The organism is Hoeflea sp. YIM 152468 (assembly GCF_029210485.1).
In the GTDB taxonomy this organism is placed as follows: Bacteria; Pseudomonadota; Alphaproteobacteria; order Rhizobiales; family Rhizobiaceae; genus Hoeflea.
Genome location: NZ_JARGET010000003.1, coordinates 303,388 through 316,447 on the forward strand (window position 1 = coordinate 303,388; position 13,060 = coordinate 316,447).

A 13,060-nucleotide genomic window follows, 5' to 3' on the forward strand; every position below is an offset into this window, starting at 1 on the left:
CCATGTTGCGCGTTTGGTGCTCGTGCCGTGGATACTTCCGGGTAACTTCGACCCAGCTGAAACGAGGGATTAACCACATGTCGCACCAGACCGAAGGCCGCCTGAAAGAAATGGGCATCATCCTGCCGCGCGTTCCAAAGCCGATCGGCAATTATTTGCCCGGCGTTGTCGTCGGCAATATTCTCTACACGTCCGGAACGCTGGGAACGCAGCCAGACGAAAACGACAATGATGTACTGCCCTATGTCGGAAAGGTCGGGTCCGACCTGACCATCGAAGAAGGCTACGCTTCTGCGCGCCTGATGGCGATCAACCACCTGGCCATGATGAAGAAGGTCCTGGGGGATCTCGATCGCGTCAAGCGGATCGTCAAGATGATCGGCTATGTCACCTGTGCACCCGGGTTCACCCAACCGCATCTGGTGCTCAACGGCGCATCCGATCTGTTTGTTGCCCTGTGGGGCGAAGAAAACGGCAAGCATGCACGCGCAGCTTTGACCCAACACGAACTGGGCATGAACGCGCCGGTGGAAGCCGACATCACGATCGAACTTCACACCTGATGATGGCGCAGCTTGGCCAGCAGCTCCGCGTCGGATTTCTCGCCCGCCTGGAACTCCGCCAGGATGTAGCGTAAAAACGCGGATGTTGCTGGCGCGAGCTGCTGGTCACGGCGAATGACGGCATAGATGTAGCGGTAGTTGAAGTCATTGCAGTCAAGGTTCAATGGCACGATCACGCCCGACTTGACCTCGGTCATGGCTGCCTGTAGCGGCAGATAGATGATGGCATTGGTCCGGATCGCATGGGCGATGAGAAAATGGAACTGGTCTGCCACCAGTGTCGCGTTCGGCGTGGCGCCGAGCTTGGCATAGACGCGATGGACCAGATGATGGATTCCAAAACTGTCGTCGGGCAATACACAGGACATAGGCACGAGATCATTCAGCTTGAGCGCGCGCCCATCGGCAAAAGGATGATCTGGGCGGGCCAGGGCGAGCAGAGGTTGCCGCCACTTGCCCACGGTCTCAAGCGAGGGGTGGGAGAAATGATCGTAAATGAATCCGATCTGACACAGATGTTGTTCAAGCGCTTCAAGCACCCTCTCACGGCCGCGTATCCGGACTCGAAATTCGATTGACGGGTAATTCTGCCTGAAGTTGGCGATGTTGTCCGACAGAAAGGGCCTTGTTACCCCTTCGACCGTTGCGATCGACACCTGTCCGCTCTTGAGACCCTTGAGATCGGAAATCTCACCCTTCGCAACTTCAATCGTCTCAAAAAGCACAGCCAGATGCTTGGCGAGCAATTCGCCCGCTGCGGTCAGTCTGACCCCGTTGGAATGACGCTCAAGCAATTGCGCATCGAATTCATGCTCGAGCTTGGTCAATTGCCGGCTGATGGCTGACGGGGCCACATGCAGTCGATCCGCCGCCGACCGGATCGAATGCAGGCGGGCCACTTCCAGAAAATACCGCGCTGCCGATAGATTCAACATTACACACCCTCACTGTATGAGGGTCTTATCCCGCAGAATTGCTGCGGAAACCAGCCCGGCACCGAACAGTTTCAGCTCCGGATCATGCTTTGAGCGGCATTGTCAGCAGCGATCGGCGAAAGCCTGCTAACGCAATGCCGCTTCTATGGTGCCGCCATCGACGGTGATGACATGGGCCAGCTTCTCTTCGTCGAGATCGAGAATCATGCCCTCAACCGCCGCACCGGCATTGGACACCAGAATATCAAGCCCGCCAAACCGGGCGACAATCTCATGGACGACCGCGTCTGCGGCGCCGGGCGCGGTCAGATCGGCGACGACTGGAACGCAGTCGGGGCCCATGGCGGCAGCCGCCGCCTCGCACGACCTTCGGTGCCGCAGATCACTCATTTCAACCAGGACCAAATCATCCGAATTTAACGAGTTTTTGGGGTTTCATGAGATAAATCGAATGTGAGAGCCGAATACAGCGTCACGATTGGCAGGCAAACAATGGTCCATCAGAGCGAGCTTCGCACCCAGCACAGTGACACGTATGAACGTGCGCTCGAAGCCGCGGGCCTCGGCGTATGGGACTGGAACCTGAGCACCGGAGCTTGCAAATACTCTGAACAATGGTGCCAGATGCTCGGTTACCAAAAGAAAGATTTGCCCAAAGGAGCCGACCTGTGGCTGCTGCTGGTTCACCCCGATGACAGGGAGCGGGCGATTCAAAGCGGTGACCGGCATCTTGCCGGAGAAACCGCGAGCATCGAGACCGAGTTGCGCCTGCGCCACAAGAATGGTCACTGGGTCTGGGTGCTGGACCGGGGCTGCATCGTCGAACGCGATGAGAACGGGCGGCCGGTTCGTGTTGTCGGTGTACAGACGGACATCACCCGACAAAAGGAAGCCGAGCAGAATCTCGGCCAGACCAATGAACGGTTCAGGCTTGCCCTTGCCGCCTCCGGCATCGGTATATGGCACTATGATATCGGTCTTCAGAAGAGCAACTGGGACGCACGGACACGCGCCATATTCGGCCTCTACCCGGGCCCGACCGACATCATCGCGACGACCTGGCAGAAATTTCTTCATCCCGATGACCGGGACTGGACCGAACGCGAACACGCCGACGCGCTGTCAAAAGACGAGGAAGTCAATCTACGTTACAGGATCATCCGCGAAGACGGCGAAATCCGTCATGTCGAAACACTGGCAAAAACTGTTCCGGAGGACGGTCTTGCGGGATGCCTGGTCGGCACCATCAGGGATATCACGGACGAGGTGAGTGCCGCCGATGCACTGCATGCGGAGAAAGAGCGTTACAAGGTCACTCTGGAGTCAATCAGCGACGCCGTCATCAGCACCGACGTCCGCGGCCGGATTTCATTTGCCAATCCGGCGGCCTTGCGAATGCTGGCGTTGCAGGACGTGGATCTGACAGGCCAGGACCTGCGCACATCGTTCACGCAGTACCTGGCCACAAGCCAGGACATTCCGCCGCAGTCATCTCAAGACGCGGGTCACATCATTACCACCGACACGGGCACGTTCCGGCGCAAGAGCAGCCCGCTTCTGTCGTCAGCGGGCGAGCTTGGTGGAAACGTCTTTATATTCCAAAACATCACCGAGGAAGCCAGGCGGCAGCAGGAACTGGCCTATGCCGCACGTCACGATGCCCTGACCGGACTGTACAACCGGTCAGCTTTCGATGAAGCGCTGGAGGATGCAATCGGCGCCGCCGCCGATACACCTTTTGCTGTCCTTTATATCGATCTTGATCATTTCAAAGCACTGAACGACTATGCCGGACATGCTGCAGGCGATGAAGCGTTGCGACGTATCGCAACCGGTGTCTGCGAAAGGCTGCCGTCCGATGCGGTCTTTGCTCGCCTTGGTGGCGATGAATTCGCTATTTTGCTTCCCGGTTCGGATACCACTTCCGCAAGAAAGACCGCCGAAGATACCATCACGGCGGTGCGAAACGTCGATCTTGGCTTCGTGGTCAGCCGCCAGCCGCTGGGATGCAGCATCGGCATTGCCCTGATCGATGATCCACTGATTTCCGCTCCTGACGTGTTGGCGCGTGCTGATGATGCCTGTTATGCGGCCAAGTCGGCGGGCCGGAACAGATCGTCGGTCTTTGTCGAACAAAATGACGTTCTTTCCTCGGGCCTCACGGCGGCCAGAATGGCAGCAGGCCTGACCGAGGCGCTTGAGGACAACCGGGTCGTGCTGTTCGGTCAGGAAATCCGCTCGATCGACAGGCCGCATGAGTGGTCCGGCCGCATCGAAATCCTGGCCAGGCTGAGGAGCCGGGATGGTCGCATTGTTACGCCCGCGCAGTTCATTTCGGCGGCCGAACGTTTCGGCGTGGCGCCAATGCTCGACAGACGGATCATCGGTGATGCGTTGAAACAGTACGGCCCGACCATGGAAGCGATGGATCTGCAACTGGGTTTCAATCTATCCGCACAAACCTTATCCGATCCTCATCTGTGGTCATTCATCCAGCAGGCTGTGGAAGAAACCGGTGCCCCCTATTCACATATCGGATTTGAAATCACTGAAACCGCCGCCGTGACGTGCTTTGACACAGCCAACCTGTTTGTCCGCCAGGCGCGCCGGCAAGGATGTGTTGTTTCTCTTGATGATTTCGGCTCGGGGCTCAGTTCCTTCGACTATCTGCGCCGGTTTCCGATCAACTGCATCAAAATTGACGGCGCATTTATCGAAAAACTGATCGAGAGCAAGTTCGACCGCGCCATCGTATCTTCGGTTGTTGGTATCGCCAAGGACCTCGAGCTGGATGTGGTGGCGGAAAAAATCGAGAACGCGGCGACCGTCGCTCACCTGCAGCACCTCGGCGTCACCTTTGGGCAGGGCTATCATCTGCACAAACCTGAGCCGCTCGCAGACATGGTGGCGCGACACCTGGCGCGGGTTCCAACCGTCCCAACTCCAATCCGGCAGATCAGGTGACTGCGGAGACGTCAGCCCCGATCCTCAACCGCCGGGTCTTGCACGGCCGCGTCAATCGCGCGCCGTGGCCAGTGTCGCCAGCGTGCGGCTGTCGACAAGCGTGATTCTCTGGCGTCCGCTTTTGATCCAGCCCTTGGTTTCCCAGTTGCTGAGCAGGCGCGAGACCGTGTGCAGCGTGGTTCCCGTCATTTCCGAAATGTCCTGCCGGGAGATCCGAAAATCGATCAAAGTGCCTTCGTCCGTCTGCCTTCCGGTCTGCCTGGCAAGATTGAGAACCGCATTGGCGACGCGCTGTTCAACCCGTTCCGTCGCCAGTTCGACAACCTTGTCCTGAGTGTCGAGCAGCCGGTTTCCGACCATCGCATAGGTATTGGTGGCAAAGCCCGGATTGGCGGCGACAATGGCGTCCCATGATCTCGATGGCCAGGCGAGCAGCACACAATCGGCGGCGGCGATGGCATTGGCCGGATACCTGTCGCGGCCGATCGCCTTGGCGATGCCGAGCAATTCTCCGCTGGCAATGAACCGGACAATAACCTGTTCGCCATCGGGCGCCAGCTTGACCACGCGGACATAGCCATCAAGCAGCAGAAAGAAGGCGTGCGCGTCTTCGCCCTGCCGAAAGATATAGGCGTCTTTTGGCTGCCTGATCGGCTTTGCGCCGGCAAGCATAGCGGCAAGTGCATCACGTTCCATCCCGCTGAATGGAGGCAGCGCGGCTAGCAGGGACGGATCGAGACGGCTCATGTCATGCCTCCAATTTGCATTATTGCAAAGAACCGGACATCCAACGTGATAGGGGTCGTGTCGAGCCAATGCAATCGCACGGCGCGGCAACGCAGTTGCCGCCATCTGATGGCAGGACGCCGCAACGAACGGACACGAAGCTGACATGGCAATACCCAGAACCCGCCCTTACACCGGCCCGGCACTCCTGAGCTACGGGTTTCGCCCGTTTTTCCTGCTCGGTGCGCTCTATTCGGGGTTGTCGATTCTGCTGTGGCTGCCGCAGTTTTATGGCGACCTCAGTCTGTCGACATTGTTTGCACCGACCGACTGGCATGTTCATGAACTCTATTTCGGCTTTGTCCCGGCTATTGCGACCGGGTTCCTGTTTACCGCAGTTCCAAACTGGACAGGCCGGATGCCGCTGCAGGGGAACGGGCTGCTGGCGCTGGTGCTGCTCTGGATTGCGGGGCGGGTTGCGGTGACGTTTTCGAGCCATATCGGCTGGCAGGCGGCGCTGGTCATTGATGCTGCCTTCCTGATTGCAGTGGCCATGGTGATCGCACGCGAAATTGTTGCCGGGGCAAACTGGCGTAACCTGAAGGTGCTGCTGCCGCTGACGATTCTGGCTGCGGCCAATATCGGCTTCCATCTGGAAGCCCATGTCCTGGGGATTACCGACTTCAGCCGCCGACTGGCAACGCTTGCGGTGATCACCTTGATCATGCTGATCGGCGGGCGCGTCGTTCCCAGCTTCACACGCAACTGGCTGGTGCGGGAGAATCCCGGACGCTTGCCTGCAGCTTTTTCACTGTTTGATTTGCTGTCGATCGCGGTGGCGGTTGGCGCTCTGGCACTCTGGACTGCCGCGCCGGACTGGACGGGAACGGCAACAGCCATGGCAATTGCGGCGCTGGTCCAGTTCATCCGGCTTGCGCGCTGGGCGGGCTTGCGAACATGGCGTGATCCGCTGGTCTGGATGCTGCATGCCGGTTACCTGTTTGTTCCGATCGGATTTGCGCTGATCGCGGCGGGCGGGTTCTGGCCCGAGCTGGTTTCGCCGCTGGCGGGCGTCCACGCCCTGGGTGTCGGCGCGGTTGGCGGCATGACACTTGCGATGATGGTCCGGGCATCGCGCGGCCACACCGGACAGCAACTCAAAGCCGGTGTGTCGGCGACTTTGTTGTTCACCGCCCTATTGGTCGCTGCTGTGACCCGCATCGCCGCAGCGCTGATCGACAGCCACACGGGCGTTACCCTGCATGTCGCGGCCTTCGCCTGGATGGTTGCTTTTGTCGGCTTCGGGCTGGTTTTCGCACCAGCACTGAGCAGACCGCGCAAACGTCACTGACACTCAAGAAAGCGCGGCCAGGGGCGAATCGCCGATCACGACCGGATGCAACAGCACCAGCCCAACAAACAGGCCGACGCCTGCTGCAATCCGGATGCGCACTTGATCCTGGGCAAAACCCTGCAACAGACCACTTTTCTGCACTGACTTCAGCAAGGCCTCATATTGTTGCGGGTCGAGCCGGCGCCTGGTGCGCCGGTCGATCAGTTTCATGCCGATGAGGGAAAACCCGGCGAACAGGCCAAACAGGATTGCATGGGCCAGATCTCCGTTGGGCAGCAAATGCGCGCCGGCCCAAAGGAAGAACGCCAGCAGCAGGGGATGCCGGTGCAAACGGACAATTCCGGCATGGGCCGGATCGAAGGCTGCGGTGGAGCTGCCGCCAAATGAGAACGGGTTGGGCCGGCCAAGTGTGAAGGCGACGATCAGACTGACGCCGAGCATGATGATCAGCGCCGCCAGATGCTGCCAGGGCGCCGGGGCCCAGAGTTCGACATAAGGTGCCCGAGAAGCCGCAACGATCAGCCAGCCGAGCGCAGCTATCGAGACACAGGAATAGACAAGCGTGAACAGCCTGGCGCCAATCAGGCTGACGATCCGGGTCTTGACCGCAGGGCGTATTGGCAAGCTGTGCAATATGAAGAACGCCAGCAGCGCCGCAGCGAATTCGCTCCACTGGTTCATGTGCGACTCACTTTATCAAGGATGGAACTCTTGCAGCCTCAGAAAGAAGCTGCCGCTTGCGAAGTCAACAGTTTGTTTGGAGGCAGAAACCCCAGATCGTCACGGCAATCCCTGTGGCAAGGGCTGAACTCCGCTGTCTTGATACCCCGGTGCGCGGGTGAATGCGGCCGCCGATGCAGCCCGCGTTCGCATTTTCATGCGGGCTCTGCAGCGCTGTAACGTCACCACGTCATCTTGCAAGCAAGCCATTTGAACGCGACATCCATCAATGGGCGGTGGCCCCTGAAAGCAGATTCAGGACCAGCACGCCGGCGACGATCAGCCCAATTCCGAGATATGCGAACAGATCGAGTTTCTGGCCAAACAGAAAGACGCCGATGATCGCGACCATTGCCACACCTGCGCCGGCCCAGACCGCATAGGCAATGCCGACCGGAATCGTCTTGAGAACAATGGCAAGGAAATAGAACGAGATGCAGTAGCCGACCACCGAGATGCTGCTATAGCCCCATTTGGTGAACCCTACGGAGGCTTTCAGCGCCGTGGTGGCGATGACTTCGCCCGTGATGGCAAGACCAAGAAACAGCCACGGCATGTCAGCGTCCTCTTACATCCGGATTGGTGTCAGTGGCGTGTGCAGCGTTCAGGCCCTCAAGAAACCGGAGAACCTCACGGCGCGCAGCAGGTTGTGAATCCGGTCCGCTGCCCAGATCTGAAAGCCAAAGACCGTCGGCAGCCAAACGTAAAGTGCGGGCCAACGGATTGGCATCGGTGAGATTGTGCCGGCGCAGACGTCCCTCCACCCAATTGCTCCACTGTGCACTGCACTGCGGATCAGAACTGAGCATCAGGATCAAGACAGCGAGCCGTTTCTCCTCAGGCACGGTCATGTCGATACTGGCGATGACGCGCAAATAGGCGCGCGAGAATCGCGCCGGACTTGCCTCATCGGCTTCCAGAACCGCGTCCACCTGACAGTCAAACCATTCAACCACCTGGTCGAACAGGCCGCTGATCAGAGCCTCCTTGCCGGGATAGTGATGCAACAGCCCGCCCTTGCTGACACCGGCTTCGCGCGCCACGCTTTCCAGCCGCAGCGTTGACAAGCCGTGGTCGACAATCAACCGCGCGGCACAGTCGAGCAGCCTGCTGCGCACAGCCTGGGGATCGTTCTTGCGGGAGGGTGCTGATGTCATGCATAAACATACCGGCTGGACGGTTTTTTATCAATGGGTATTATGTCCGTGCCGTGCAATCCGCGCAGCGCGCCAATCTATCCCATTTATGTCGCAGCAAAGGGCTGCTAACACTACCCGTCACGTGAGCCCAGCGGTCACCCGCTGGGTATCCCGCTCAAGTCAAGCAGACAGCCGGATTGGCAAGTCCAACGGCATTGGAGACGCAGATGTCAGACCATAAGACCCCGAAAAACCTCAGATCCCAGCTATGGTTCGACAATCCTGAGAATCAGGAAATGACCGCGCTCTATATCGAACGATACGTCAATTACGGCCTCACGCGCGACGAGCTTCAGTCAGGCAAACCGATCATCGCCATTGCCCAGACCGGGTCCGATCTGTCTCCCTGCAACCGTCACCACATCGAACTCGCCAAGCGCATCCGCGACGGCATTATCGCCAATGGCGGCGTCCCGCTTGAAGTCCCGGTGCACCCGATTCAGGAAACCGGAAAACGCCCCACCGCCATGTTGGACCGCAATCTGGCCTATCTCGGACTGGTGGAATCGCTGTTTGGCTATCCGCTGGACGGCGTCGTCCTGACCATCGGCTGCGACAAGACAACGCCCGCGCTGCTGATGGCCGCAGCCACGGTGAACATTCCCGCCATCGCATTTTCGGTCGGACCGATGTTGAACGGCTATTTCCGTGGCGAGCGAACCGGTTCAGGCACGGTGGTCTGGAAGGCACGCGAACTCCATGCCGAGGGCAAGATCGACGACGAGCAGTTCGCGGAGCTTGTCACAAGCTCGGCTCCCTCGGTCGGCTATTGCAACACCATGGGCACCGCCTCGACGATGAATTCACTGGCCGAAGCGCTGGGCATGCAATTGCCGGGCTCGGCTTCCATTCCGGCACCCTACCGTGAGCGCGGCCAGATGGCCTATGCCACAGGCAAACGCATCGTCGACATGGTGCGCGAAGATCTCAAGCCATCCGACCTGATGACCCGCGAGGCTTTCGAAAACGTCATCGTGGTGAACTCGGCGATCGGCGGTTCGACCAATGCGCCGATCCATATTGCCGCAGTCGCCAAACATATTGGCGTAGCCCTCAACAATGACGACTGGCAGACGCTGGGCCATCATGTGCCGCTGCTGACAAATCTGCAGCCCGCCGGGGCGTATCTGGGCGAGGACTTCCACCGGGCCGGCGGCGTTCCAGCGGTGGTGGCGGAATTGCTCAAGGCAAATCTGCTTCCGCACCCTGGTGCGCTGACTGTCAACGGCCGCAGCATCGGTGAGAACTGCGCCAACCGCGAGAGCGAAAATGCCGACGTGATCCGTCCGCTTTCTGATGCGCTGATGGCGGACGCAGGCTTCCTCAATCTCAAGGGATCGCTGTTTGACAGCGCCATCATGAAGACCTCGGTGATTTCCGATGAATTCCGCAAACGCTACCTCTCCAATCCGGATGACAAGGATGCGTTCGAAGGCTTTGCCGTGGTGTTCGACGGCCCGGAGCACTACAACAAGATGATCGACGACCCGAGCCTCTCCATCGATGAAAACTCGATTCTGATCATGCGCGGCGCCGGCCCGCTTTGCTATCCGGGCGGCGCTGAAGTGGTCAATATGCGCCCCCCGAGCTACCTGCTGAAAAAGGGCGTTACAGCCCTGCCCTGTATCGGCGACGGCCGGCAGTCGGGCACCTCGGCTTCGCCCTCGATTCTCAATGCCTCGCCGGAGGCCGCAGCCGGCGGCGGGTTGGCACTGGTGCGCAACGGCGACAAGATCCGCATCGACCTCGGCAAGGGGCGCGTCGACGCGCTGGTGCCAGACACCGAGTGGGCACAACGTGCGGCCGATCTTGCGGAAGCCGGCGGATATCCGATTCCCCCGAGCCAGACACCCTGGCAGGCCTATTTCCGCGAACTGGCTGAACCCTTCTCCGAGGGAATGGTGCTGCGCGGATCGGACGCGTTTCAGCGCGTGGCGCAGAAATCGGTCCCGCGCGACAATCACTGATCACTGAGACGGATTGAACCCGGCCTGAGCTTCAGGCCGGGTGTGTCTCACCGCAAGGTCCCGTCGTGCCGGGATTTCAACCTCGGCAGACTTCGCGAGTGCCGGACCTTTACGAACCCGCGCAACAAGGTTATTCACAGCCAACTGACATGTTAGCAACAACCGACTGGCGCACTTTCATGAAAACAACACTGTTTGGTCTTTCTGCGGCTCTGGTAACCCCTTACACCGCGTCCGGCGACGTGGACCTGAAAAAGCTGGTCACGCATGCTGCCTCGGTGCTCACCCGCGGCTGCGACAGCGTCACCCTGTGCGGCACCACCGGCGAGGGCTACGGGCTGTCTCTCGACGAGCGCACGGCGATGCAAGCCGCGCTGGCAGATGGTTTGCCGTCGGGCAGCCGCATTCAGGTCGGCATCATGGCCAGCGCCATTGATGACGCCGCTGCCCAGTCATCTGCAGCACTGGACGCTGGCGCCGCGGGGCTGTTGCTGGCGCCGCCCTTCTACATGAAGGGAGTGGACGATGACGGCCTTTACACCTGGTTCTGCCGGGTGTTCGAGCGCATTGGCGCGAAGCTTGGCGGTGTCATCATGTATCATATCCCGGGACAGACGGCGGTGCCGCTGTCGCTGGGGCTGATCAGCCGTCTGCGCCATGCCTGGCCGGGCGTGATTACCGGGATCAAGGATTCATCAGGCGACTGGGCCACGGCGGAAAGCTTTCTTGCAGCTCACAGCGACATTTCGGTGCTGGTCGGCGATGAACGGCTGCTGCCGCGCGCCATGGCCAAGGGTGCCGAAGGCTCGATCTGCGGACTCGCCAACGTAGCACCTGAACTGATGCTGCCGGTGATCCATGACGCGGATGACGGCCGTGTGATGAGCGACCTCGTCAATCTGATCGTCTCCAACCCGGTGATACCCGCGGTCAAGGTGCTGGTCGGGCATCTGGCCAGCGATCCCGGCTTTGACGCCGTGCGTGCGCCGCTCAGCGATCTTGACGCCGGACAGAAACTGAAACTCGTCGAAGCCTATGACGCCATCATGGCGGGCACATGAGGAGCGAAGATGAACTCGCCCGAATACAACAAGGACGGTGAGCCGCTGAAACTGCGTGAGCAGGCCTATGAGGGTTTCACAAAAAGCCTGTTGTCGCAGGAAATCAAGCCAGGGCAATTCATCACCCAGCGGCAACTGGTGGCCATCACCGGACTCCCGCTCGGCGCCATCCGCGAACTGGTGCCACGGCTTGAGGCCGAGGGCCTGATCCGGACAGCACCGCAGCGCGGCATGCAGGTGCCGCAGGTGGATCTCAACCTGGTGCGCAATGCGTTCCAGTTCCGCGAATTCATGGAAGTGGCGGCGGTTCGCCTGTTCGCCGGCAGCGCTGACCCGGCGCTCATCGCCAGCTTGCGCGCCAGTCACGAGGACATTCTGGCCCGGCATCAACGCGGAGACAGGAATGGGCTGATGCAGGATGCGGAAGCCGTCGATCTGCAATTGCACGAAGCCATCATCGATGCGCTGGGGAACGACATCATCACCCAAGCCTACCGGGTCAACTGGATCAAGATCAAGCTGATCCGTCTGGCCGAGACCCGGCTCTATGTGCCGATGATACCGTCGGTGATCGGCGAGCACATGCGCATCATCGCTGCCCTCGAAGCGCGTGATCCCGACGCCGCGGCTCAAGCCATGCACGATCATATCGATGTGGCGCGGCGGCGCGCCATCAATATGGGATGATGGCCTGCCTCCGCAGCGATCATTCCTCCCGATAGAACAACATCAGCACATTCAAGTGCAGCCGAGACGGATCAACTCGACCTGCGCTCGCTCAAAATCGGCAGCGGTTGTGATCTTGAAGTTCGCTTCCGATCCCGCAACGATCTGAACCGCAATTCCGGCGGCACGGGCAACCGCCACATCGTCATGGGCCTCGCCATCATGAGCACGATGAGCCGCAAGAATGGAGGTGAAGCGAAACCCCTGCGGCGTCTGCGCCCGCCAGAGCCCCTCCCGGGAGACCGGAGTGGCAGCCTTACTTGCCTCAGCGCTCCACAGCGCGTCGACCACAGGCAAGGCCGCGAGAGCGCCTTCATGCTTGTCCAGCGCTGCCAGCACCGCAAGAATTACATCTGCCGGAATGAACGGCCGCGCGGCATCGTGAATGAGGATGTTGTGCGGGCTAAATTCGCGAAAAGATTCCAACCCAAGCCGGACAGAGGCGGCACGCGTGCTCCCGCCATGCACGGGCAACAGCAGCCGTTCATCGTCGATGCCGGCCAGCGCAGCCTGACACAGGCTTGCATCATCGGGATGGATGACCACGCGGAGCAGATTGATCGCTTCAAGGGCGAGAAACACGTCCACGGCGCGGCGCAGCGCGCAGACGCCGCCAAGCGGCACGAACTGCTTGGGGATCTCGCCACCCATGCGGTGGCCACGACCGGCTGCAACGACAAGTACGGAGTTCAACATGGCGCTTGACCTAAACTACCTTGTGCAGCGCTGCAATGACCGGCGCGGGCGCCGACCACGCAAACTGTCAACTGCCGCGCGCTTAACGCATCCGCCCTCGCCATCACGACGGCTCATCCCCCGGAGGCTTGCGCCAGACCGGTTTCCGT

The 13,060-nt window shown here is 60.1% G+C and carries 13 protein-coding genes; 6 read left to right on the forward strand and 7 right to left on the reverse strand.

Going from position 1 to position 13,060, the window contains the following annotated elements; genetic code table 11:
- The first annotated feature begins 77 nt into the window (after nucleotides 1-77).
- Nucleotides 78-563 carry a RidA family protein gene (locus tag PZ897_RS01730; protein ID WP_275749251.1) on the forward strand — a complete coding sequence of 162 codons (486 nt, stop codon included), beginning with the start codon at nucleotides 78-80 and terminating at the stop codon, nucleotides 561-563.
- Here the strand turns inward: PZ897_RS01730 and PZ897_RS01735 are convergent.
- Together PZ897_RS01735 and PZ897_RS01740 are read right to left on the reverse strand one after the other, a co-directional pair.
- Entirely contained in the window at nucleotides 554-1,498 is a 945-nt protein-coding gene (locus tag PZ897_RS01735) for a LysR family transcriptional regulator (protein ID WP_275749253.1), read from the reverse strand. The two genes, PZ897_RS01730 and PZ897_RS01735, sit on opposite strands and share 10 nt — an antisense overlap.
- 126 nt (nucleotides 1,499-1,624) lie before the next feature.
- Nucleotides 1,625-1,903, reverse strand: coding sequence for an SDR family oxidoreductase (locus PZ897_RS01740; protein ID WP_275749255.1), 279 nt, complete (start codon nucleotides 1,901-1,903; stop codon nucleotides 1,625-1,627).
- Nucleotides 1,904-1,951: 48 nt separating this feature from the next.
- Here PZ897_RS01740 and PZ897_RS01745 point away from each other — a divergent pair, with 48 nt between their 5' ends.
- Nucleotides 1,952-4,462 carry an EAL domain-containing protein gene (locus tag PZ897_RS01745; protein WP_275749257.1) on the forward strand — a complete coding sequence of 837 codons (2,511 nt, stop codon included), beginning with the start codon at nucleotides 1,952-1,954 and terminating at the stop codon, nucleotides 4,460-4,462.
- Nucleotides 4,463-4,513: 51 nt separating this feature from the next.
- Here the strand turns inward: PZ897_RS01745 and PZ897_RS01750 are convergent, their stop codons facing one another.
- Complete coding sequence (locus PZ897_RS01750) at nucleotides 4,514-5,209, reverse strand: Crp/Fnr family transcriptional regulator (protein ID WP_275749259.1); 696 nt, start codon at nucleotides 5,207-5,209, stop codon at nucleotides 4,514-4,516.
- Between the two features lie 145 nt (nucleotides 5,210-5,354).
- Between PZ897_RS01750 and PZ897_RS01755 the strand changes: the two genes are divergently transcribed.
- Complete coding sequence (locus PZ897_RS01755) at nucleotides 5,355-6,539, forward strand: NnrS family protein (protein ID WP_275749260.1); 1,185 nt, start codon at nucleotides 5,355-5,357, stop codon at nucleotides 6,537-6,539.
- A gap of 3 nt (nucleotides 6,540-6,542) precedes the next feature.
- Here PZ897_RS01755 and PZ897_RS01760 read toward each other — a convergent pair whose 3' ends face one another.
- From PZ897_RS01760 to PZ897_RS01770, 3 genes are all read right to left on the reverse strand, one after another.
- Entirely contained in the window at nucleotides 6,543-7,223 is a 681-nt protein-coding gene (locus PZ897_RS01760; protein ID WP_275749261.1) for an NnrU family protein, read from the reverse strand.
- A gap of 265 nt (nucleotides 7,224-7,488) precedes the next feature.
- The gene (locus tag PZ897_RS01765) at nucleotides 7,489-7,818 is read right to left on the reverse strand and encodes a multidrug efflux SMR transporter (protein WP_275749263.1); all 330 of its coding nucleotides are present in this window, start codon (nucleotides 7,816-7,818) and stop codon (nucleotides 7,489-7,491) included.
- Between the two features lies 1 nt (nucleotide 7,819).
- Nucleotides 7,820-8,419: a TetR/AcrR family transcriptional regulator gene (locus PZ897_RS01770; RefSeq protein ID WP_275749265.1), complete on the reverse strand. Its 600-nt coding sequence runs from the start codon at nucleotides 8,417-8,419 to the stop codon at nucleotides 7,820-7,822.
- A 209-nt stretch (nucleotides 8,420-8,628) separates the two neighbouring features.
- On the opposite strand from PZ897_RS01770, the gene PZ897_RS01775 reads away from it, so the two are divergent.
- From PZ897_RS01775 to PZ897_RS01785, 3 genes are all read left to right on the forward strand, one after another.
- Nucleotides 8,629-10,428, forward strand: coding sequence for an IlvD/Edd family dehydratase (locus PZ897_RS01775; protein ID WP_275749266.1), 1,800 nt, complete (start codon nucleotides 8,629-8,631; stop codon nucleotides 10,426-10,428).
- Between the two features lie 179 nt (nucleotides 10,429-10,607).
- Complete coding sequence (locus tag PZ897_RS01780) at nucleotides 10,608-11,489, forward strand: dihydrodipicolinate synthase family protein (RefSeq protein WP_275749267.1); 882 nt, start codon at nucleotides 10,608-10,610, stop codon at nucleotides 11,487-11,489.
- Nucleotides 11,490-11,498: 9 nt separating this feature from the next.
- On the forward strand, nucleotides 11,499-12,176 hold the full coding sequence (locus tag PZ897_RS01785; RefSeq protein ID WP_275749268.1) for a GntR family transcriptional regulator: 678 nt from the start codon (nucleotides 11,499-11,501) through the stop codon (nucleotides 12,174-12,176).
- 51 nt (nucleotides 12,177-12,227) lie between these two features.
- Here the strand turns inward: PZ897_RS01785 and ispD are convergent, their stop codons facing one another.
- Complete coding sequence (ispD, locus tag PZ897_RS01790) at nucleotides 12,228-12,911, reverse strand: 2-C-methyl-D-erythritol 4-phosphate cytidylyltransferase (protein ID WP_275749270.1); 684 nt, start codon at nucleotides 12,909-12,911, stop codon at nucleotides 12,228-12,230.
- Nucleotides 12,912-13,060: the final 149 nt, after the last annotated feature.

What these genes read in the sequence shown, in the direction of transcription:
- PZ897_RS01780 (WP_275749267.1), top strand. Translation starts at nt 10,608, where the DNA reads ATGAAAACAACACTGTTTGGTCTTTCTGCGGCTCTGGTAACCCCTTAC.
- PZ897_RS01750 (WP_275749259.1), bottom strand. Translation starts at nt 5,209, where the DNA reads ATGAGCCGTCTCGATCCGTCCCTGCTAGCCGCGCTGCCTCCATTCAGC.
- PZ897_RS01755 (WP_275749260.1), top strand. Translation starts at nt 5,355, where the DNA reads ATGGCAATACCCAGAACCCGCCCTTACACCGGCCCGGCACTCCTGAGC.
- PZ897_RS01765 (WP_275749263.1), bottom strand. Translation starts at nt 7,818, where the DNA reads ATGCCGTGGCTGTTTCTTGGTCTTGCCATCACGGGCGAAGTCATCGCC.
- PZ897_RS01760 (WP_275749261.1), bottom strand. Translation starts at nt 7,223, where the DNA reads ATGAACCAGTGGAGCGAATTCGCTGCGGCGCTGCTGGCGTTCTTCATA.
- PZ897_RS01730 (WP_275749251.1), top strand. Translation starts at nt 78, where the DNA reads ATGTCGCACCAGACCGAAGGCCGCCTGAAAGAAATGGGCATCATCCTG.
- PZ897_RS01775 (WP_275749266.1), top strand. Translation starts at nt 8,629, where the DNA reads ATGTCAGACCATAAGACCCCGAAAAACCTCAGATCCCAGCTATGGTTC.
- PZ897_RS01785 (WP_275749268.1), top strand. Translation starts at nt 11,499, where the DNA reads ATGAACTCGCCCGAATACAACAAGGACGGTGAGCCGCTGAAACTGCGT.
- PZ897_RS01770 (WP_275749265.1), bottom strand. Translation starts at nt 8,419, where the DNA reads ATGACATCAGCACCCTCCCGCAAGAACGATCCCCAGGCTGTGCGCAGC.
- ispD (WP_275749270.1), bottom strand. Translation starts at nt 12,911, where the DNA reads ATGTTGAACTCCGTACTTGTCGTTGCAGCCGGTCGTGGCCACCGCATG.
- PZ897_RS01735 (WP_275749253.1), bottom strand. Translation starts at nt 1,498, where the DNA reads ATGTTGAATCTATCGGCAGCGCGGTATTTTCTGGAAGTGGCCCGCCTG.